The organism is Mesorhizobium sp. M1A.F.Ca.ET.072.01.1.1 (genome assembly GCF_004023325.1).
GTDB lineage: Bacteria > Pseudomonadota > Alphaproteobacteria > Rhizobiales > Rhizobiaceae > Mesorhizobium.
Window position 1 is genome coordinate 1 of the sequence record NZ_RZSF01000104.1, and the last position, 19,268, is coordinate 19,268.

The following is a 19,268-nucleotide window of genomic DNA, read 5'->3' on the forward strand; positions in this document are numbered from 1 at the left end:
GCCTCTACCAGGGCGAGGAGCTTGGGTTGGAGGAAGCCGAGCTTGCCTATGAGGACCTGCGCGATCCGCTGGGCATCCGTTTTTGGCCGGGCGTGAAGGGCAGGGACGGCTGCCGCACCCCGATGGTGTGGCAGGCCGGGGCCGAAAATGGTGGCTTCTCCGTGGGCAAGCCCTGGCTGCCGGTACCGCCGTCGCATCGCGCCCGCGCGGTCGATGTGCAGGAGGGCGAGGACGGTTCTGTCCTCGCCGCCTATCGCTCGATGCTGGCCTTTCGCAAGCGCCATCCGGCGCTGATCGCCGGCTCGATCCGGTTCCTAGGGGCGGAGGGCGATGTGCTTGCTTTCATCCGTCAGCGCGAAAACGAGAACTTGTTATGCGTCTTCAACTTCGCTGGTGAGCCGGCGAACTGGACGCTGCCGGCCGAGATCAGCGATGTCGAGATAACGGTTCTTGCCGTAGACGTCGCCGGCGTTCTTGGCGGTGTTCTCGGAGAAATTGCGCTGGCGCTGCCGCCTGTAGAGTGCTTCGTCGGGAGAATTGGCTGACGGTCGCTACTGCACCAGCACCGAGCGTCCGCAAGTCGCGCCGGTGACCCGCACATCGGCCTCGCCGACATGCACGCCAAGCACCGCAAGCACATTGTAGACGAGGTTGTCGACCGGCGCGGTGACGCTGTTGAGCAGCGTCGTCACCGCCGGCTTCACCGTGCCGAGCAGGGTGGTCGCGTCGAGACCGAGGCCGAGCGCGTTGACCGTCAGCGACAGGTTGTTCACCAGCGAGGCGGTGAGCGACTGCGTCAGGTTCTTGGTCGACACTGTCTTGATCGCCTTGTTGGCGATCTCGGTGGCGCTGAAGGTCAGGTTCGTCGGCGCCATGCTGGTGACCGAGAAGGCCGACGATCCCTTGATCTGCAGCAGATTGAGGTTGATCAGCATCATCTTGAGGCTGACGTCGGCGATGTCGGCGTCGCTGAAGGATTGCGGCTTGCCGAAATCCGCGAAGCCGCTGGCGTTGCTGTCGGCGAGATGGGCCGCGACGACGCCCGGCTGCGCGGCGATGGAGACCTTGATGCTGGAGCGGCCGGTCGGGCAGCTGATGTCGGTCAGCTTGGCTTCGGCATAGGCGACCTCGATACTGAGCGGCAGGTTGACGGCAAGCAGTTTGACGCCGCCGCCCAGATTAATGCCGGCTGTGCCATTTCCGGTGCCGTTGCCGAAGCCATTGCCGTTGTTCCCGTTCCCAATCCCGACGCTGGCATTGAGCTTGATGCGCGTCTGCGCAGTGCGCACCACCGTGCCCAATTCTCCCACCGCCAGCCATGGCGACGATTGCATGGGTTCGCCGACGGCGACCTGGAGCGTCGTCGATGTCAGTCCCGGTATCGTCGCCCCGAGGTCGACCGTAACCTTGTTCGTGCCGTTGGCGAGCGCCGCGGCTGCGCTCAGCATGCTCATGGCGCTGGCGCTGACCGAAAGCCCGGCGGGCTTCTGTCCGAGCCCCAGACTGCCTACCGAGCCGAGGTCGACGAGATGGCCAAGCGGGACCTTGACCGAGTTGGTGGCGCTCGAGGCCATAGTCTGCAGCGCGAGCTTGGCGGTGCGGTCGAGCCCGGGCACGTTGGCCATCGCGGTGGCGATCTGGCCGACCGTTGCCTTCGAGCCGAGCACGTCCGAATAGGTAACACCGGTCAGACGCAGCTGCGTCGCCAGCGCATCGGTGAAGGAGAGCACGTCGAAATCGGCCGAGATCAGCGAATTGTAGTCCATCACGCTGAGTGAGAGGTTGCCGCCCAGAAGCGCGCCAAGCAGCGCGTTGAGGATGCCGCCATTGACGCTGGCGAGCCGCGATCCGACCGAGAATGCTGCTGCGGGCTGGGCGCTTGCGGTGGCAGTCGTGCCGATCACCGGCGGGGCCATCACCGAAGCGGCGAAATAGAGCGTGCCGAGCTTCTTCATCGACACCTGGACGGCATTGTAGGGCAGCTTGCCTGCTTCGAAGCGGCTGCCGGCCGCGATGGAACTGACCCCCGAATAGCGTCCGGGCACGACCTCGACGACCGCCTTGCTGGCGGTCGGCACGATGTTGGTGCCCTGCTGCTGCACGGCCACGGACGTGATTCCGTTGTCCTTCAACGTCGTGAGTACGGCTTGCTGGGCTTTGTTGATGTTGGCGGCGGCGGTGATCGCGGCGAGGTCGACGATCGACTGCGCGGCGCGGCGTTCGTTATAGAGCGAGCCCTCATCAATCGCGAACGCGGTCAGCGTCAGCGCCACTGGCGTGCAGAGCGCGGTCATAACCGCGAAATTGGCGCGCCGGTCGGCGATCAGCCGTCGCGCAGCGTCCATCACTCCCCCCGCGGAGTAGCGCATCATATGCCTCCGACCCGGATCGTCGACTGGCGCTGGATCGTGGTCCCCGGCAACGGCAGCGTCCGGAACAGGCTCCAGATCGGCAGGTCGCGCGCGTCATAACTGACTGAGACGATGAACTGGCTGCCGTCGACGGTGCTGTCCTTGGCGTCGACCGTCAGCTTTTTCGGGTCGACAAAAGCATAGCCGGCGACGTCATGGCTGATGAAATCGGTGACCAGCGCCTGGCGCTCCGTCTGGTTGAGGCCGGCGATCGCCGTTCGCGCCGCGTCCGCGGCGATCTGCTGGACCGAATGGCTGGCGCCGAAATAGATTCCGTATGCAACCATTCCGAGCAACAGCAGGATGAAGATCGGCGCCAGCATGGCGAACTCGACCGCCGATGTGCCCGCGGCGTCAGCCCGGAAACGGAACCAAGGAGCAAGGAAATTTCGGTTCTTCAGCATGGGCCGGAGAATGCCAAAACCTGCTTGCAAAAACAGAAAACGGCTGGAACAACCGAAAGGTGCACACAGTTGAACGGGACGCCTAAGCTTTAGATATCGCTGTTTTAGCGAAACGCTGCTCACTCAACGTCAAGCAGCGGGCAGTTGAAATAAGATATTCCTCTGTCTAGTCTCCCGCCACCAGCCGCCGGAAGGGAACCGGGGGCGCGCTCAAAAGGGACCCGTTGACGGTTCCGGGGCGTCAACACTCAAGGCGTGGTTGAGGGGCCGCGCCAACAAGGGAGAGACTTCATGCTCAAAAACCTGCTGAAGGCGACCGTGTTCGCCACCACGATGGCTTTGGCGACCGGTGCTTTCTACACGCCCGCCTTTGCCGAGACCGTCTACAATCGCGGATCCGCTGCCGAGGCGGAGACGGTCGATCCGCACAAGACGTCGACGGTCTACGAGGCCGATATCATACGCGACCTGTTCCAGGGCCTCGTCATGCATGACCCGAAGACGAACCTCATTCCGGGCGCCGCCGAAAGCTGGACGGTGTCCGACGACGGCACTGTCTACACCTTCAAGCTGCGCAAGGACGGCCTGTGGTCGGATGGCAGCCCGGTGACGGCGGACGACTTCGTCTACTCGTTCCATCGGCTGGAAGACCCGGCCACCGCTGCAGAATACGCCTCGATGCTCTATCCGGTGAAAGGCGCCGAGGACTTCAACACCAAGAAAGGCAAGGCCGAGGATATGGGCGTGAAGGCGATCGACGCCAACACCCTGCAAGTCACGCTGAAGGCTCCGACGCCCTACTTCCTGGAGATGCTGACCCACCAGGCGACCTATCCGGTCAACAAGGCTTCGATCGACAAGCTCGGCGCCGACTGGATCAAACCGGGCAAGCTGGTCTCCAACGGCGCCTATACGCTGGCGGAGTGGGTTCCCAACGACCATATGAAACTGGTCAAGAACCCGAAGTTCTGGGACGCCGCCAGCGTCAAGCTCGACGTGGTCAACTACATCCCGACCGAGGATCGCTCGTCCGCGATGAAGCGCTTCGAGGCCGGCGAACTCGACAGCTATGGCGACCTGCCGACCGAACAGCTCGCCGATCTCAAAACCAAATTCGGTGACCAGATCCGTGTGGGGCCATATCTCGGCACCTATTATTATGCGGTCAAGACCGACAAGGCGCCTTGGGACAACGTCGAGCTGCGCAACGCCATCTCGATGGCGATCGATCGCGACTTCCTCGCCGAGAAGGTCTGGCAGAACTCGATGCTGCCCGGCTATTCGATGGTTCCTCCGGGCATCGACGGCTACACGCCGGCACTGGCAAAATACGCCGACATGTCTCAGATCGACCGCGAGGATGCGGCCAAGAAAGTGCTGGAAAAGCTGGGCTATACACCCGAGCATCCGTTGAAGATGGAGATCCGCTACAACACCTCGGAGAACCACAAGAACACGGCGGTCGCCATCCAGGAACAGCTGAAGCCGCTCGGCATCGAGGTGACGCTGCTCAACACCGACACCAAGACCCACTATGGCTTCCTCGAGCAGAAGGGCAACTACGACGTCGCCCGCGCCGCCTGGATCGCCGACTACAAGGATCCGGAGACCTTCCTCGGCATCTCGCGCAAGGCGAGCGGCAACAACTACTCGAACTACAACAGCCCTGCCTATGAAGCCGCCATGGACAAGGCAGCCGCCGCCGGCGGCAAGCCTGAGGAGCGCATGAAGGACCTCGCCGCAGCGGAGCGCATCCTCGTCGACGATGTCGGCCAGATCCCACTGCTCTACTACAGCTACCACGATATCGTTTCCTCCAAGCTGCATGGCTTCGAGGACAATGTCATGGACATTCATCCGTCTCGCTTCATCTCCAAGGACTGACAAGGAACCTTGGCCGTGCCGCCGCTCTCTTTCAGGGAGTGGCGGCCGCGGTCTGTCGTCGTGCCGGGCCGAAAGTCGCATTGGATTTTCGGCGATCGCGGTGCGAAGATCAGAGATGCCAGCGCGCCACGATCTCGTCTGGAGAGCCGTCGCCCTGGCTGAAGCGGGGCGCCGATGCTGCGTTATGTCTTCCGGCGGCTATTGACCGCCATCCCGACGCTGTTCGTCATCGTGACGGTGGCGTTCTTCCTGATCCGCGTCGCGCCAGGCGGCCCGTTCAACCAGGAGCGGGGCTTGAGCCCCGAGATCAGGGCCAATCTCGAAGCCCAGTTCGGCCTCGACGATCCGCTCTGGCTGCAATATCTCCACTATCTCGGCAATCTTTTGCGCGGCAGTTTCGGACCGAGCTACAACCTGCCGGATTTCACCGTCACCGAACTCTTCGCCAAGGGCCTGCCGATCTCGGTGCAGATCGGTACCTCGGCGCTGGTGCTGGCGCTGCTGCTGGGCTCGATCCTCGGCACGATCGCGGCGCTCAACCAAAATAAAATAGCCGACTATTCGGTGATCGCCTTAGCCACCGCCGGCAGCACCATCCCCACCTTCGTCACCGCGCCGGTGATCCAGCTCGTCTTCGGCCTTTCCTGGAAGCTGTTGCCGATCGGCGGCTGGGGCGACGGCGCCTTAATCAACAAGGTCGGGCCGGTGCTGACGCTTGCCCTGCCGCAGGTCGCCATCGTCGCCCGCCTGATGCGCGGCTCGATGATCGAGAGCCTGCGCTCGCACCACATCCGCACTGCCCGTGCGCTCGGCCTCTCCGACTGGTCGGTGGTGGTCAAGCACGCGCTGCGCGGCGCCGTGCTGCCGATCGTCTCCTTCACCGGTCCGGCGGCGGCGGCGCTGCTCACCGGCTCGATCATCGTCGAGACCATTTTCTCCATTCCAGGCGTCGGCCGCTACTTCGTAGACGCTGCGCTCAACCGCGACTACACGCTGGTCATGGGAACCGTGGTGGTGATCGCGCTCTTCACCATCGTTTTCAACCTGATCGTCGATCTTCTCTATGCGGTCGTCGATCCGAGGGTGCGCTATGACTGAGCTTGCCGTAGCCGCTCCGGAGCCGATCGTCGGCCGCTCGCTCTGGGGCAATGCCTGGGCGCGGCTGAAGCGCAACCGCGCCGCCATGTTCAGCCTCTACTATCTGGCATTCATTGCCGTCATCAGCGTATTCGGCCCTATGGTCGTGCCGCATGAATACACGACCATCTACGGCGACTATGTGCGCACGCCGCCGAGCCTGTCGGCCTATCCAAAGCCCGACATGATCCAGGGCGCGCTAAGCGACGCGATCAAACGCATGCGCGTCGACATCAAGGAGTGGCACCAGGACGGCAGCCGCGTCGTCGTCACCGTCACCTCCAAGAAGCCGGTCGACGACCGCAATATCCGCTATCTCGACCGCTCCGACGCCTTCGACGACACGAAGATCGAGAGCAAGTCGCCCGATGGGCTCGAAATGACCATGAGCGCGGCCGTCAAGCAGCAGTATTTCTTCTTCGGCACCGACAACACCGGGCGCGATCTGTTGTCTCGCACGCTGATGGCCGGGCGCATTTCGCTCGCGATCGGCCTGCTTGCCGGTGTCGTCGCCGGCGTCATCGGCGTGATCTACGGCGCGACGGCCGGCTTTGCCGGCGGCAGGGTCGACGAGGTGATGATGCGCATCGTCGACGTGCTTTACTCGCTGCCCTTCATCTTCTTCGTCATCATGCTGGTGGTGTTCTTCGGCCGCAACTTCGTGCTGATGTTCCTGGCGGTAGGGGCGGTGCTGTGGCTCGACATGGCGCGCATCGTGCGCGGCCAGGCGCTGTCGATCCGCAGGCAAGAATACGTTCAGGCGGCGGAAGCGATGGGTGTCGGCCAGCGCGGCATCCTCGTGCGCCACGTCATCCCCAACCTGCTCGGGCCGGTGGTGATCTACATGACGCTGCTGGTGCCGCAGGTCATCATCCTGGAAAGCTTCCTGTCCTTCCTCGGGCTTGGCGTGCAGGAGCCGATGACCAGTTGGGGCGTGCTGATTTCGGTCGGTGCCAAGAACATCGGCTATGCCAACTGGCTGCTGTTGTTCCCGGCCTTCTTCCTCGTTTCGACGCTGTTCGCGCTGAACTTTGTCGGCGACGGCCTGCGCGACGCGCTCGACCCCAAAGATCGATAAGGATGGGGATCGCTGACATGGCTTCCGAAACGATCCTCAGCGTCAAGGACCTGCGCGTCCGCTTCCAGACCCTCGACGGCACCGTCGAGGCGGTGAAGGGCATCAGCATAAAGGTCAATGCCGGCGAGACCGTCGCCGTCGTCGGCGAATCCGGATCCGGCAAGAGCCAGACGATGATGGCCGCGATGAGCCTGCTTTCCTCCAATGGCGAAGCGACCGGCCAGGTCGACTACCGCGGCCGCAACCTCCTGGAGATGACCAAGAGCGAGCTCAACAAGGTTCGCGGCCGCAAGATCAGCATGATCTTCCAGGAGCCGATGACCTCGCTCGATCCGCTCTACACCATCGGCAACCAGCTCATCGAGCCGATCCGCCGCCATCGCGGCCTGAGCGCCCAGGCCGCGCGTGAAGAGGCGCTGAAGCTGTTGAGACTGGTGCACATCCCCGATCCCGAGCGGCGGATGAAATCCTATCCGCACGAAATGTCGGGCGGCCAGCGCCAGCGCGTCATGATCGCGATGGCTTTGGCGAACGATCCCGATATTCTGATCGCCGACGAGCCGACGACGGCGCTGGACGTCACCATTCAGGCGCAGATCCTGATGCTGCTTGCCGAACTGCAGCGCAAGCTCGGCATGGCTATCGTCTTCATCACCCATGATCTCGGCATCGTCCGCCGTTTCGCCGACCGCGTCTATGTCATGCGCCAGGGCGAGGTGGTGGAAGAGGGCGAGGCGGAAGCGCTTTTCGCCAATCCGCAGCACGCCTACACCAAGATGCTGCTCGCCGCCGAGCCGACCGGCACCAAGGCGGCCGCGCCCGCCAATTCGCCCGTGCTGCTCGAAGGCCGCAACGTGGAGGTCGTCTTCAAGATCGGCGGTGGTTTTCTCGGCGGCGAGCCGCTGATGTTGCGGGCCGTCGACAAGATATCGATCCGGCTGAAGCGCAACCAGACGATCGGCATCGTCGGCGAGTCCGGCTCCGGCAAATCGACGCTCGGCCGCGCGCTGCTGCGGCTGCTCCCCAGCGACGGTGTCATCCGCTTTGGCGACCGCGACATCTCAGAGGCCGACCGCCACGCGATGCGGCCGCTGCGGCGCGAATTGCAGCTCGTCTTCCAGGATCCGTTTGGCTCGCTGTCGCCGCGCATGACGGTTGGCCAGGTCATCACCGAAGGGCTTTTGGTGCACGAGCCTTCGCTGACGGGCAAGCAGCGCGACCAGCGTGCCGTCGAGGCGCTGCGCGAGGTCGGCCTCGACCCGAACGCGCGCAACCGCTACCCGCATGAGTTCTCCGGCGGCCAGCGCCAGCGCATCGCCATTGCCCGCGCTATGATCCTGAAGCCGAAAGTGGTGGTGCTTGATGAGCCGACCTCGGCGCTCGACCGCTCGGTGCAGAAGCAGATCGTCGAGCTATTGCGCAAGCTGCAGGCGGACCACGGACTGTCCTACCTCTTCATCAGCCACGACCTCGCAGTGGTGCGCGCCATGGCCGACTACATCATCGTCATGAAGCAGGGAAAGATCGTCGAGGAAGGGCCGGCCGAGGAGATCTTCGGCAATCCGCGGGAAGCCTACACGCAGACACTGATGAAGGCGGCGATCGATACGACCAGGTTCCGCATCAGCGCTTGAGACTTCCGCTGCTCGGCGACGCCCTGGTCACTGCGAGGACGGGCAGCGGCTCTTCCTGGCCGCGATGATCGCCTGCTGCTGTTGCTGCAGCCGCTCGATCCTGGCGGTATCGCGATTGGCCACGACCGTCTTCACGCGCTCGCCGCCGAGCAGCCAAGTCGGCACGCTGGTATTGGCGACCTTGCCGCGGCTGATCGCCGTCCGCGAAATATCGGTGGCGGTGTCGCCGAGCGCGCTGTTGAGCTCGGCGCAGCTCATCCCGTCGTATTTCGCCGGATTGATCGACGCAACACTCGACGAGCAGCCTGCGATCAAGGTCAACGGCAAGAGAGCCCGCAGCGTGAAATTCATACTTCTACCCGGTCTCGCCGTTCCAAAAATCGTCCAGCAGCTCTCGAATGGGATAGCGCAACCATTAGGCCAAAGTGAGGGCCTATTGTCGACCATTTATCTGATCGATTGATTGACGGCAGGCTTTTGCCAGGTCGCGGCGGCGGCGGAGGGGCCGTGGCGTGATATCGATGCGGACACGCAGCCACAAAAAATCCCGGACAGAGGTCCGTCCGAATCGAGAGCCGTAAAATTGTATTGCGGTCCGTTACCGATCCTTAGGCATGGTTGAAACTGCTCTGCGGCGTTAACGCCACGGTTGCGTTGCGTCTGCGATATTGCCGGCTGCACAACGCAAGGTGGGGCCTCCATGATTGACCAGATACGCTCGCTGCTCGAGCAGCATCCGATGATTCCGCTGAATTTCGGCGCGCTCGCCGACGACGCCAATCTCTATGACGCGGGGCTGACCTCCTTCGCCTCAGTGCAGATGATGCTGGCGCTCGAAGAGGAGTTCGACATCGAATTCCCCGAGACGATGCTGACGCGGCGCACCTTCTCTTCGCTGGCCAGCATCGCGGATGCGGTTTCGCAGTTGACGCGCAAGGCGGCGTAGCCATGAACGTGTTGAGAAAGATAGAGGCGGCCTCGCTCGCGGAGGCGCCCGAAGCCGCGACCGAGCGCATGCGCCGCGTCGCCGAGATCGCCGCCGGCCATGCCGACCCCGTCGACAAGGAGGGGCGTTTCCCGGCGGAGACGATCGAGGCGCTGAAGCGCGAGCGCCTGCTCGGCGTGGCGATCCCGATCGAGCATGGAGGCGAGGGGCTTGGCACGATGCAGATCGCCGACCTCATCGTGCAGCTCGGCCAGGCCTGCGGCTCGAGCGCGATGATCTATGCCATGCATCAGATCAAGACGTCGAGCTTCGTCACCCACGGAGGCGCCAGCGATTGGCACCGCGCTTATATGCGGCGCATCGCCGACGAGCAGCTTTTGATGGCTTCCGCGACGACGGAGGCCGGCATCGGCGGCAATTTGCGCAATTCGATCTGTGCGGTCGAGGTCGCCGGCGGGCGCTTCGCGCTGACCAAGGAAGCCACCGTCATCTCCTATGGTAACTATGCCGACGCCATCCTCGCCACGGCGCGTCGCGCCCCCGATGCGGCCAGCTCCGATCAGGTGATGGTGGTGATCCCGGCCGATGCCAACCGCACGCTTGAGCGCACGTCGGTGTGGGACACGCTCGGCATGCGCGGCACCTGCTCCGACGGCTTTCATCTGGTCGCCACGGGTGACGCGGCGCAGATATTCCCGAAGCCGTTCTCCGAGATCGCGGCGCAGTCGATGCTGGCCAGCTCGCACATCTTCTGGGCGGCGACCTGGTTCGGCATCGCCGCCGACGCCTTCAATCGGGCGCAGGCCTTCGTCAAGGCGGCGGCGCGCAAGCAGCCCGACTCCATGCCGCCGGGCGCGCTGAGGCTGGCCGAAGCGGCCGCCCTTTTGCAGGAGATGAAAGGCCACCTTGCGGCCGCCATCCACCGCTTCGAAGCGGCCGCGGGCGAGGACGACGCGCTGTCTTCGATCGGCTTCGCCGCCGAGATCAACGCGCTGAAGGTCGCGGCCAGCGAGAAAGCCGGCGCCGTGGTGCGTCTCGCCATGCTGGTCAACGGCATTCTTGGCTACAAGAACGGCACCCCGTTCAGCGTCGGCCGGCACCTGCGCGACGTGACCTCGGCGCCGGTGATGATCTCCAACGACCGCATCCTTTCCAATACCGCGACGCTCATGCTGATGAGCCGCTTCGACACCGGCCTGGGGAGCTGAGATGGACGCCAAGACATTCGACTCCAAGTCGCTGCTGGACAGCCTGTTCGAGAACGGCATCCTGTTCGAATCCGGCGTCGACGGCCTTTATGGCCGTTCGGGCGCATTCGAGGACGTGATCGAGCGGTTCGAGCGTCTCGTCACCCGCCTCGGCGCGCCCGACAAGGCCACCCGCATCCATTTTCCGCCGGGCATGAGCCGCGCGACGCTGGAGAAGAGCGGCTACATGAAGAGCTTTCCGCAGCTTGCCGGCTGCGTGCATTCCTTCATGGGCGGCGAGCGGGAGCATGCGCAGCTGCTCGGCATGATGGCTGACGGCGGAGACTGGACGGAGCTGCAGAAGGCGACGGACCTCGCGCTGACACCCGCCGCCTGCTATCCGCTCTATCCCACAATAGCTGCGCGCGGCCCGGTGCCGGCGCAGGGCCTTCTTTTCGAACTCTCCTCCTACTGCTTCCGCCACGAGCCGTCGAAGGACCCGGCGCGCATGCAGCTCTTCCGCATGCGCGAGTTCGTCAAGATCGGCACGGCCGAGCAGGTGCGCTCGTTCCGCGAAAGCTGGCTGAAGCGCGGCAGGGCCATGATCGAGTCGCTCGACCTGCCCTGCGAGGTCGATCTTGCCAACGATCCGTTCTTCGGCCGAGGCGGCAGGATGATGGCCAACAACCAGCGCGATCAGGGCTTGAAATTCGAGCTGCTGATTCCGGTGACCAGCATCGAGAAGCCGACCGCCTGTTTGAGCTTCAATTATCACCAGGACCATTTTGGCCAGACCTGGGGCCTGAAGTTCGCCGACGGGGAGTTCTGCCATTCGGCCTGCGTCGGCTTCGGGCTGGAGCGCGTGGCGCTGGCGCTGTTCCGCCACCACGGGCCGGACGCTGAAGCCTGGCCGGCGGCGGTCCGCGACGTGCTGTGGGGCGTGTGAGATGCTGAGAGCGATCGCCGGCCTCGATCCAGCCACCTACCGGCCGCACTGGCTGCACGATCCGCAAAGGCGGTGGCCGCAGACCAACTGCTATGTCGACCTTCTGATCGAGGTTCTGCACGCGACCGGGCACGATCCGGTCGCAGCGCTCGGTTTCACCGCGGCGCAGGATTTCGAAGGTGATCAGTTCACGTTTTTCAAGTTCCCGACCGCCGACCTGCAGAGGCTGGCGGGGCTGGACATCCAGGAGCTGGCGGTCTTCGACCGGCTGGAGACGCATGTGCTGACGCAAGTCGAGCTCGGCCGGCTGCCGCTGGTCGAGGTCGATGCCTTCTACCTGCCCGACACCCAAGGCATCACCTACCGCAGCGGCCATTCCAAGACCACAGTCGGCATCAATGCGCTCGATCCCGAGGCGCGGCAGATGCGCTACTTCCACAATGACGGCTACTTCGCGCTCGAGGGCCAAGACTATGATGGCATCTTCGGCCAATGGGATCGTGTGTCGGCAGGCGACCTGCCGCTGTTTCCTTACGCGGAATTCGTGAAGCTCGACGCCACGCGCCCCGCCCGCGACACGGTCGGGACCGCGGCGGCGCTGCTCGCGCATCACCTGAAGCGGCGGCCGAAGCGCAATCCGCTCGGCGCCTATGCGGCCGCGTTCGGCCGCCACGCTGAAAGGCTGGCGACGAAGTCGCCTGCCTATTTCCACACCTATGCCTTCAACACGCTGCGGCAGGTCGGCGCGAATTTCGAACTTCTTGGCAGTCATCTCGAATGGCTGGGGCAGCACGGCGAAACCTGCCTGACAGAGGCGGTGCAAGCCGCCGGCAACATTGCCGAGGGCGCCAAGGTCATGCAGTTCAAGCTCGCCCGCGCGATGGCGCGGCAGCGCTTCGACGGCTTGACCGAAGCAATCGCGCCGATGGCGCAGGCCTACGAAACGGTGATGAACGTGCTGGACGCCCGCATGGCCGGTGTCGCCTCCAAGGCGGCCTAGCGGGCCGGCCGAGGCGCATTTGATGATGGGTGGGGGAATGGACGCCACGGTGTCGATCGCCGGCACTGCCGGATTGCTGGATCGGGGGTGGCGGATGGCTATCTCGGCGGCCGGTGCCTGGGCTTCGCCGAATGACATCGACGCAAACGCCGAATGGCTGGACGCGGCCTGTCCCGGCACGGCGGCCGCCACGCTGGAAAAGCATGGCCGCTGGGACCGCAAGCAGCCAACCCGGCTGCACGACCGCGATGTCTGGTACAGCCGCAGGCTCGACGCGACCGGTCCGGTGCGGCTGGTGTTCGAGGGGCTGGCGACTGTCGCCGAGGTCTGGCTTGGCGAGCGGCTGCTGCTCACCTCGACCTCGATGTTCGAGCGCCATGAGGCTGCGGCAAGCCTTTCAGGGGGCGAGCAGCTCGCCATCGTCTTTCGCAGTCTCGACCGCCATCTGGAAACGGCTATCGGTCCACGCGCCCGCTGGCGCCCTCGCATGATCGACGATCAGCGGCTGCGGCTGGTGCGCACGACCCTGATCGGCCATATGCCGGGCTGGTGCCCGAGCTTCGATGTCGTCGGGCCGTGGCGTCCCGTCAAGCTGATCCACGAAAATGGCGGGCAGCGCATCCTCGATGCCGACATGCGCGCCAGGCTCGACGGCACGACCGGGCATCTTGCCGTTGCGATAACCCTCGCCGAACCCTTCGACAATGCGCAAACGGCGCATGTCAGCTGTGCCGGAGTGCGCGCGCCCCTCAAGTTCGAGACACCCACCCGGCTGACGGCGGAATTGGCCATTGCCGATGTCGCCCCATGGTGGCCGAACAGACATGGCGAGCCGGCGCTGCACGAAGTGATGGCGACGCTCGGCACGGTGCGCAGCCGGCTGGGCCGGGTCGGATTCCGCCGCATTGAGATCGATCGCGGCGCCGACGGACGCGATTTTCGCCTGGTCGTCAACGGCGTGCCGGTGTTCTGCCGCGGCGCGGTCTGGACGCCCTCCGATCCCGTGCGACTGCCCTGCGAGCGAGCCGAAATCGAGCCCGACCTCGATCTCGCGCGCCAAGCCGGCGTCAACATGCTGCGGGTCGGCGGCACCTTCGCTTATGAAAGCGATGCCTTCCACGAGCTGTGCGACGAGATGGGCATTCTGGTCTGGCAGGACCTGATGCTCGCCAATTTCGACTATCCGGCGAAGAGCGAGGCCTGGCGGGCGGCGCTGTCGCGCGAGGTGGAGAACCTGTTGAGGCGGCTTCGGCATTCGCCGTCGCTGGCGGTGCTGTGCGGCGGCAGCGAGGTGGCGCAGCAGGCCGCGATGCTCGGCATGCCGGTGGCGATGGATCCGACACCCTGGTTCGACGATGTCGTGCGTCCGGCCGCGCAGGCGATCCTGCCCGATCTGGCGCTGGTGTCCTCCTCGCCCTCCGGCGGCAGCCTGCCCTTTGCCGCGGATGGCGGCCCGACGCACTACTATGGCGTCGGCGCCTATTGCCGGCCGCTGGAGGACGCGCGCCGCGCGGAGGTGCGTTTCGCCAGCGAATGCCTCGCCTTCGCCAACGTGCCGGAACAGGCGACGCTCGATGAGCATCTGCCCGTTCCGCCCGGCCACGACCCGCGCTGGAAGGCCGGCGTGCCGCGCGATGCAGGTGCGTCGTGGGATTTCGAGGACGTGCGCGAGCATTATCTGGAGACGCTGTTCGGCGTCGATGCTCGCCGGCTGCGCATGGAGGATCCAGCGCGCTACCTCGACCTCTCGCGCGCCGTCATTGCCGAGGTGGTTGAGCGCACGATCGATGAATGGCGCAGACCGGCCTCCCCGACGGCGGGCGCGCTGGTGTTCTTTTGGAAGGATCTGCGCCCGGGAGCAGGGTGGGGCGTCGTCGATTCTGCCGGTCGGCCGAAATCGGTCTGGCATGCGCTGAGACGCGCCTTCGCGCCGCTCCGGCTGACGCTGAGCGACGAGGGCGTCAACGGGCTGGGCGTCCATCTCGTCAATGACACGGCAAGGGCAGTCGAGGCGACGCTATCGCTTGTCTGCCTGCGCGACGGCGTCACCCCGGTGGTGGCGGCGCGCCGGCCGGTCACTCTGCAGGCGCGCGGGGCGCAGTCGCTGTCGGCATTCTCGCTGCTTGGCGCCTTCTTTGATCTGTCTTACGCCTATCGCTTCGGTCCGGCGGGGCACGAGGCAACCGTGGCAAGGCTGGAAGGCCACGACGGCGAGATCTTGGCCGAAGCCTTTCATGTGCTTCCCGGCGTCATGACCACGCGACGCGATGTCGGCCTGTCGGCAGGGCTGATGCGCGGACGAGACGGCTGGCGCCTGCGGCTCGCCTGCAGACGCGCCGCCTATCACGTCGCCATCAAGGATGGGCTGTTTTTCCCGCGCGAGAACGGCTTCCACCTGATGCCGGGCGCGGGGAAGGAAATTGGCCTGGATGGGCCGGCCTATGCCACTCCGGCCGGCGTCGTGACGGCGCTGAATGGCGATCGCGAGGTGGCCTACGATGCGCCGCAAGCCGACACTGTCGAGACCAGGGTGGAGAGGATGCAGTCGTTGCGGCCTGCCGGGAGCGTGGCATGAAGGGGATCGTCTTTGCCGACACGATCGGCTGGCTTCATGAAGGCAGGGGACCCGGGCGGCGCGGCCGGGGTGTCGTGATCGCCGGGGCGCATGGCCACGAGGACCTGTGCAGCCGGCGTTTCCTGCGGCTTCTGGCTGACAAGCTGGCCGAAAACGGTCTGCGGGCGCTGCAATTCGACTATCCCGGCTGCGGCAATGCCGCCGGGGACCATTCAACGCCCGGTCAGGTGCAACGGTGGACGGCGAGCATAGGCGCGGCGATCGATCGGCTGAGGCAGGATTGCGGCGTGGCGGACGTCATTTTGGTCGGCTTCCGGCTTGGTGCCCTGCTGGCCCCGCTGGCGGCGGCCGGACGCGACGACGTGGCGGGTCTCGTGCTGCTCGCGCCGCCGTCCTCCGGCAAGGCCTATGTTCGCGAGATCACAGCCATGTCGCGCATGATCGACGCGCCGCTGGCCAGCCGCTCGGCGGGCGAAGGGGTTTTCACCGAGGGGCGCGAGGCCGCCGGCTTCCGAATTTCGCATGAAACGCTGGCTGATCTCTCGGCGCTCGATTGGCGGCATGCCGCGGCTGGCCTTCCATCCCTGCCGATGCTGGTGCTTACAAACGGCAAGCCGCTGGCTGCGGAAGAGGTGCGCGGCGGCACGGCTGGCGCTGCGGAAATCGCGACGGCCGAGTTCGATGGCTATCCTCTCTTGATGTGCGACCCGACCGCCAACCGGATTCCGGCCGCCGCTCTAGATCGCTGCGCCGCCTGGATCGCCGACCAGACCGGCGAAGCGGCAGCGGGAAAGGCCATGCCGCGCGCTGCGTCGGAGATACTGGACGGTCCGCATTACACGGAAAGCCCGGTGCTGATTGGACCGGCGCCGATGATCTGCGGTGTGCTTTGCCGACCGCGCGAACGCCAGACCGAGGCTGAGCCGGTGATCTTCCTCAATGCCGGTGGCGTGCCGCATGTCGGCTGGGCGCGCGGCACGGTGGAAGCGGCGCGAGCTCTGGCGGCGGAAGGCGTAGCCTCGCTGCGCGTCGACCTGCCCGGACTTGGCCTCAGCGATCCGACCGAGGAAGGGCGCCTGTTCCTTTATGACCGGCGCACGCGCCATGATGTAAGTCGTGCGATCAACTGGATGGAGCGAGCCGGCTACCCCGGGGTCAGCCTGGTCGGCACCTGCGCCGGCGCATTTCAGGCTTTTCACGCCGCGCGGGCCGATCGGCGGGTACGGATGCTGACCATGGTCAACCCGCTCTGCTTCGCCTGGAACAGTTCCTACGCGCTGGAGATGGCGGTCTGGAAGACTTACGAGACGTCCAAGGCCGTGCTCGGGCAGAACGCTGCCGCCAGGCAGGAGAGCCGCGAGCCGGCCGACGCCGCATGGCGCGGGATCGCTTCGCGATGCGCCCGGCTGATCGTCCGGCGCGGGCTGGAGGCGATCAAGTCCACATTGTCGATGCTGCATCCGGCCGCGCTGCTTGGACAGCGGCGGGTGGAACGCTGGATGCGCGACCTATGCGGCCGCGGCGTGCGGGTCCTCCTGGTAACCTCGGAAGGCGATCTGAGCCTGAAGGAGATCGCCCGCCATTTTGGCTCGGAGGAAGAGCGGCTCGATAGCATTCGCGGCGTGACCAGGGTCTCGCTGCCGAATGCCGACCACACGCTGACGCCGTATCACGCACGGCGCGCCGTGATCGCTCGCCTGATCGACCATGGCGGCATCAGGCGTGACGGTTATGCTCGTTCCGAGCCGGTGCGCGCGACGGCAAGCCCTTCCTTCCTGGCGCCGTAGGGGATCATCAGTTCGGCTTGAGTATTGACATGCGGCAAGCGCGTCGCGTCTTGAAGCGTCACGCAGCGATACGGTTCTCTGCGCGAAGCCGAAAGGTTTGAATAATCAGGGAAACTAAAGACTTTCGGGAGATTTCGTTCTGGTCGGAGTGGCAGGATTTGAACCTGCGACCCCATCGTCCCGAACGATGTGCGCTACCAGACTGCGCTACACTCCGTGACCAGACGGCGGGCTTATAGCCGCCACTTTCCGATCCTGCAAGCGTCAATGGCTGCACTTGTGTCGCATTTCTCGGCTTTCACCCAGCTTGCCCGGATGGCATGCGATTTAGCCGTCGGATAAAGACCGGCTTAAAGGCTTACGTGATAAGCCGCGCCCTTTACAGATCGGCATTCCGGCTCTCTGGAGTTTCGACCATTGACCTTCACGATTGTTGGCGAAGCCCGGCCCAACAGCTTCGAATTCGAGACCTCGGCGCTGATCAAGGCGTCGGGCTTTCGCGAGTACGACGCGCGCTGGTGGGTCGGCCATCCCGGCTCGACCAAGGCGCCGGAGCTCAATTTGATCGGCGTCCAGGCGCTCGGCATGGGTCTGGGCACGCTGATCCGGCGCTTGGGCGTTGGGCCGGATATCGTCACCGGCCATGATTTCCGCTCCTATTCGCTGTCGATCAAGCTGGCGCTGGTCTCCGGCCTGATGGCGGCGGGCGCCCGGGTGAAGGATATCGGCCTGGCTTTGTCCCCCATGGCCTATTTCGCGCAGTTCGCGCTCGATACACCCTCGGTCGCCATGGTCACCGCCTCGCATAACGAGAATGGCTGGACCGGCGTCAAGATGGGGGCGGCGCGGCCGCTCACCTTCGGTCCGGAAGAGATGAGCGCGTTGAAGAAGATCGTGCTCGAAGCCGACTTCGACCTCCGCGGCGGCGGTGCCTACGAGTTCATCTCCGGTTTCCGAGAGTTCTATGTCGATGATCTTACCAAGGGCAAACACATCTCGAAAAAGCTCAAGGTCGTTTGCGCCTGCGGCAACGGCACGGCCGGCGCCTTCGCGCCGGAAGCGCTGGCGCGTGTCGGCTGCGAGGTGATCCCGCTCGACGTCGAACTCGACCATGCGTTCCCGCGCTACAATCCCAATCCCGAGGACATGCAGATGTTGCGTGCCATCAGCGAGAAGGTGCTGGAGACGGGCGCAGATGTCGGACTGGGCTTCGATGGCGACGGCGACCGCTGCGGCGTCGTCGACAACGAGGGCAACGAGATCTTCGCCGACAAGGTCGGGCTTATGCTCGCGCGCGATATTTCATCGTTCCATCCGGGCTCGGCCTTCGTCGTCGACGTCAAGTCGACGGGGCTTTTCGCTACCGATCATGTGCTCAGGGCGAACGGCGCCACAACTGACTATTGGAAAACTGGCCATTCCTACATCAAGCGCCGCGTTGCCGGGCTCAGTGCCGTCGCCGGCTTCGAGAAATCCGGGCATTTCTTCTTCAACCCGCCTATCGGCCGCGGCTATGACGATGGGCTGATCACTGCGATCGTCGTCTGCCAGATGCTCGACCGCAATCCGCGGAGCTCGATGGCCGATCTCTGCCGCGCGTTGCCGCTGACCTACGGTACGCCGACCATGTCATCGCACTGTCCCGACGAGGTGAAGTACGGCGTGGTCGACCGCGTCGTGGCGGATTTTCAGACGATGCACCGCGAAGGTGCTGACTTTGCCGGCCAGAAGATCGTAAAGCTCATCACCGTCAACGGCGTGCGCGTCGTTGCGGAGGACGGCACCTGGGGCCTGGTGCGCGCCTCCTCGAACAAGCCCGAGCTTGTCGTGGTGGTCGAGAGCCCGGTATCGTCCGAGCGGCGCCGGCAGATGTTCGAAGCCGTCGACGCCGTGCTGCGCCGCAGTCCCGAAGTCGGCGCCTACAACCAGACCTTCTGACAGGGCAGCCATGAGCCAGCGCATCGTCAGTTTCGTCATGAGCGGCGGCGTCGGCTCGCGGTTATGGCCCCTGTCGCGCGAGGACAATCCCAAGCAATTCCACGACCTTTCCGGCGACGGCTCGATGCTGGCCAAGACCTTGCGCCGGCTGGCCGCGCGGCCTGAAGGGCAGACACCGATCTTTCTCATCACATCGGAGCGCCATGCCGAGCGCGTCCATGCCGATCTTGCCGGCATTGATCTCGCCGGCGGCGGGCCGCTGTTCGAGCCCACCGGGCGCAACACCGCCGCTGCCGGCGAGATCAATGCCGGCAAGATCGGCATGGACGCCCTCGGCACCG

At 64.8% G+C, this 19,268-nt stretch carries 16 protein-coding genes and 1 tRNA gene; 13 read left to right on the plus strand and 4 right to left on the minus strand.

From position 1 onward, the window contains the following. On the plus strand, positions 1-545 hold a 545-nt coding region (locus tag EOA32_RS16280; protein WP_189407167.1), incomplete at its 5' end, for an alpha-glucosidase C-terminal domain-containing protein. 6 nt (positions 546-551) lie between these two features. On the opposite strand, the gene EOA32_RS16285 is transcribed toward EOA32_RS16280, so the two are convergent. Continuing rightward, positions 552-2,369, minus strand: a complete 1,818-nt coding sequence (locus tag EOA32_RS16285; protein ID WP_348632205.1) for a pilus assembly protein TadG-related protein — start codon at positions 2,367-2,369, stop codon at positions 552-554. Continuing rightward, positions 2,369-2,815 carry a TadE/TadG family type IV pilus assembly protein gene (locus EOA32_RS16290; RefSeq protein ID WP_082980554.1) on the minus strand — a complete coding sequence of 149 codons (447 nt, stop codon included), beginning with the start codon at positions 2,813-2,815 and terminating at the stop codon, positions 2,369-2,371. Before EOA32_RS16290 ends, EOA32_RS16285 begins: the two co-directional genes overlap by 1 nt. A 291-nt stretch (positions 2,816-3,106) precedes the next feature. Here EOA32_RS16290 and EOA32_RS16295 point away from each other — a divergent pair, with 291 nt between their 5' ends. From EOA32_RS16295 to EOA32_RS16310, 4 genes are all read left to right on the plus strand, one after another. Beyond that, positions 3,107-4,699 carry a peptide ABC transporter substrate-binding protein gene (locus tag EOA32_RS16295; RefSeq protein ID WP_095777925.1) on the plus strand — a complete coding sequence of 531 codons (1,593 nt, stop codon included), beginning with the start codon at positions 3,107-3,109 and terminating at the stop codon, positions 4,697-4,699. Positions 4,700-4,873: 174 nt separating this feature from the next. Next, positions 4,874-5,797, plus strand: coding sequence for an ABC transporter permease subunit (locus EOA32_RS16300; RefSeq protein WP_128372304.1), 924 nt, complete (start codon positions 4,874-4,876; stop codon positions 5,795-5,797). Further along, positions 5,790-6,914: an ABC transporter permease subunit gene (locus EOA32_RS16305; protein ID WP_128372305.1), complete on the plus strand. Its 1,125-nt coding sequence runs from the start codon at positions 5,790-5,792 to the stop codon at positions 6,912-6,914. The genes EOA32_RS16300 and EOA32_RS16305 overlap by 8 nt, the downstream gene beginning before the upstream one ends. Positions 6,915-6,931: 17 nt before the next feature. Beyond that, complete coding sequence (locus tag EOA32_RS16310) at positions 6,932-8,548, plus strand: ABC transporter ATP-binding protein (protein ID WP_095827232.1); 1,617 nt, start codon at positions 6,932-6,934, stop codon at positions 8,546-8,548. A gap of 27 nt (positions 8,549-8,575) precedes the next feature. On the opposite strand, the gene EOA32_RS16315 is transcribed toward EOA32_RS16310, so the two are convergent. Beyond that, the gene (locus EOA32_RS16315; RefSeq protein ID WP_128372306.1) at positions 8,576-8,899 is read right to left on the minus strand and encodes a hypothetical protein; all 324 of its coding nucleotides are present in this window, start codon (positions 8,897-8,899) and stop codon (positions 8,576-8,578) included. A gap of 349 nt (positions 8,900-9,248) precedes the next feature. Between EOA32_RS16315 and EOA32_RS16320 the strand changes: the two genes are divergently transcribed. The 6 genes from EOA32_RS16320 (at position 9,249) to EOA32_RS16345 (ending at position 16,989) form a co-directional block, all read left to right on the plus strand. Next, positions 9,249-9,494, plus strand: coding sequence for an acyl carrier protein (locus EOA32_RS16320; RefSeq protein ID WP_066997751.1), 246 nt, complete (start codon positions 9,249-9,251; stop codon positions 9,492-9,494). Between the two features lie 68 nt (positions 9,495-9,562). Next, positions 9,563-10,702, plus strand: a complete 1,140-nt coding sequence (locus EOA32_RS16325) for an acyl-CoA dehydrogenase family protein (protein WP_128372310.1) — start codon at positions 9,563-9,565, stop codon at positions 10,700-10,702. 1 nt (position 10,703) lies between these two features. Further along, positions 10,704-11,627, plus strand: coding sequence for an amino acid--[acyl-carrier-protein] ligase (locus EOA32_RS16330; protein WP_095781649.1), 924 nt, complete (start codon positions 10,704-10,706; stop codon positions 11,625-11,627). A 1-nt stretch (position 11,628) separates the two neighbouring features. Then, positions 11,629-12,627, plus strand: coding sequence for a DUF1839 family protein (locus EOA32_RS16335; RefSeq protein WP_128372307.1), 999 nt, complete (start codon positions 11,629-11,631; stop codon positions 12,625-12,627). A gap of 37 nt (positions 12,628-12,664) precedes the next feature. Then, complete coding sequence (locus EOA32_RS16340) at positions 12,665-15,202, plus strand: glycoside hydrolase family 2 protein (RefSeq protein WP_245499299.1); 2,538 nt, start codon at positions 12,665-12,667, stop codon at positions 15,200-15,202. Further along, positions 15,199-16,989 (plus strand): alpha/beta fold hydrolase, encoded by a 1,791-nt coding sequence (locus EOA32_RS16345; protein WP_128372308.1) that lies wholly within the window; start codon positions 15,199-15,201, stop codon positions 16,987-16,989. The genes EOA32_RS16340 and EOA32_RS16345 overlap by 4 nt, the downstream gene beginning before the upstream one ends. Positions 16,990-17,129: 140 nt before the next feature. On the opposite strand, the gene EOA32_RS16350 is transcribed toward EOA32_RS16345, so the two are convergent. After that, positions 17,130-17,206 (minus strand) — tRNA-Pro (locus EOA32_RS16350). Positions 17,207-17,406: 200 nt separating this feature from the next. Between EOA32_RS16350 and EOA32_RS16355 the strand changes: the two genes are divergently transcribed. Together EOA32_RS16355 and EOA32_RS16360 are read left to right on the plus strand one after the other, a co-directional pair. After that, on the plus strand, positions 17,407-18,927 hold the full coding sequence (locus EOA32_RS16355) for a phosphomannomutase/phosphoglucomutase (RefSeq protein ID WP_128372309.1): 1,521 nt from the start codon (positions 17,407-17,409) through the stop codon (positions 18,925-18,927). Between the two features lie 10 nt (positions 18,928-18,937). Next, a partial coding sequence (locus EOA32_RS16360) for a sugar phosphate nucleotidyltransferase (RefSeq protein ID WP_245499300.1) occupies positions 18,938-19,268 on the plus strand: 331 nt, incomplete at its 3' end.

What these genes read in the sequence shown, in the direction of transcription:
- EOA32_RS16285 (WP_348632205.1), bottom strand. Translation starts at nt 2,369, where the DNA reads ATGCGCTACTCCGCGGGGGGAGTGATGGACGCTGCGCGACGGCTGATC.
- EOA32_RS16290 (WP_082980554.1), bottom strand. Translation starts at nt 2,815, where the DNA reads ATGCTGAAGAACCGAAATTTCCTTGCTCCTTGGTTCCGTTTCCGGGCT.
- EOA32_RS16295 (WP_095777925.1), top strand. Translation starts at nt 3,107, where the DNA reads ATGCTCAAAAACCTGCTGAAGGCGACCGTGTTCGCCACCACGATGGCT.
- EOA32_RS16300 (WP_128372304.1), top strand. Translation starts at nt 4,874, where the DNA reads ATGCTGCGTTATGTCTTCCGGCGGCTATTGACCGCCATCCCGACGCTG.
- EOA32_RS16305 (WP_128372305.1), top strand. Translation starts at nt 5,790, where the DNA reads ATGACTGAGCTTGCCGTAGCCGCTCCGGAGCCGATCGTCGGCCGCTCG.
- EOA32_RS16310 (WP_095827232.1), top strand. Translation starts at nt 6,932, where the DNA reads ATGGCTTCCGAAACGATCCTCAGCGTCAAGGACCTGCGCGTCCGCTTC.
- EOA32_RS16315 (WP_128372306.1), bottom strand. Translation starts at nt 8,899, where the DNA reads ATGAATTTCACGCTGCGGGCTCTCTTGCCGTTGACCTTGATCGCAGGC.
- EOA32_RS16320 (WP_066997751.1), top strand. Translation starts at nt 9,249, where the DNA reads ATGATTGACCAGATACGCTCGCTGCTCGAGCAGCATCCGATGATTCCG.
- EOA32_RS16325 (WP_128372310.1), top strand. Translation starts at nt 9,563, where the DNA reads ATGCGCCGCGTCGCCGAGATCGCCGCCGGCCATGCCGACCCCGTCGAC.
- EOA32_RS16330 (WP_095781649.1), top strand. Translation starts at nt 10,704, where the DNA reads ATGGACGCCAAGACATTCGACTCCAAGTCGCTGCTGGACAGCCTGTTC.
- EOA32_RS16335 (WP_128372307.1), top strand. Translation starts at nt 11,629, where the DNA reads ATGCTGAGAGCGATCGCCGGCCTCGATCCAGCCACCTACCGGCCGCAC.
- EOA32_RS16340 (WP_245499299.1), top strand. Translation starts at nt 12,665, where the DNA reads ATGGACGCCACGGTGTCGATCGCCGGCACTGCCGGATTGCTGGATCGG.
- EOA32_RS16345 (WP_128372308.1), top strand. Translation starts at nt 15,199, where the DNA reads ATGAAGGGGATCGTCTTTGCCGACACGATCGGCTGGCTTCATGAAGGC.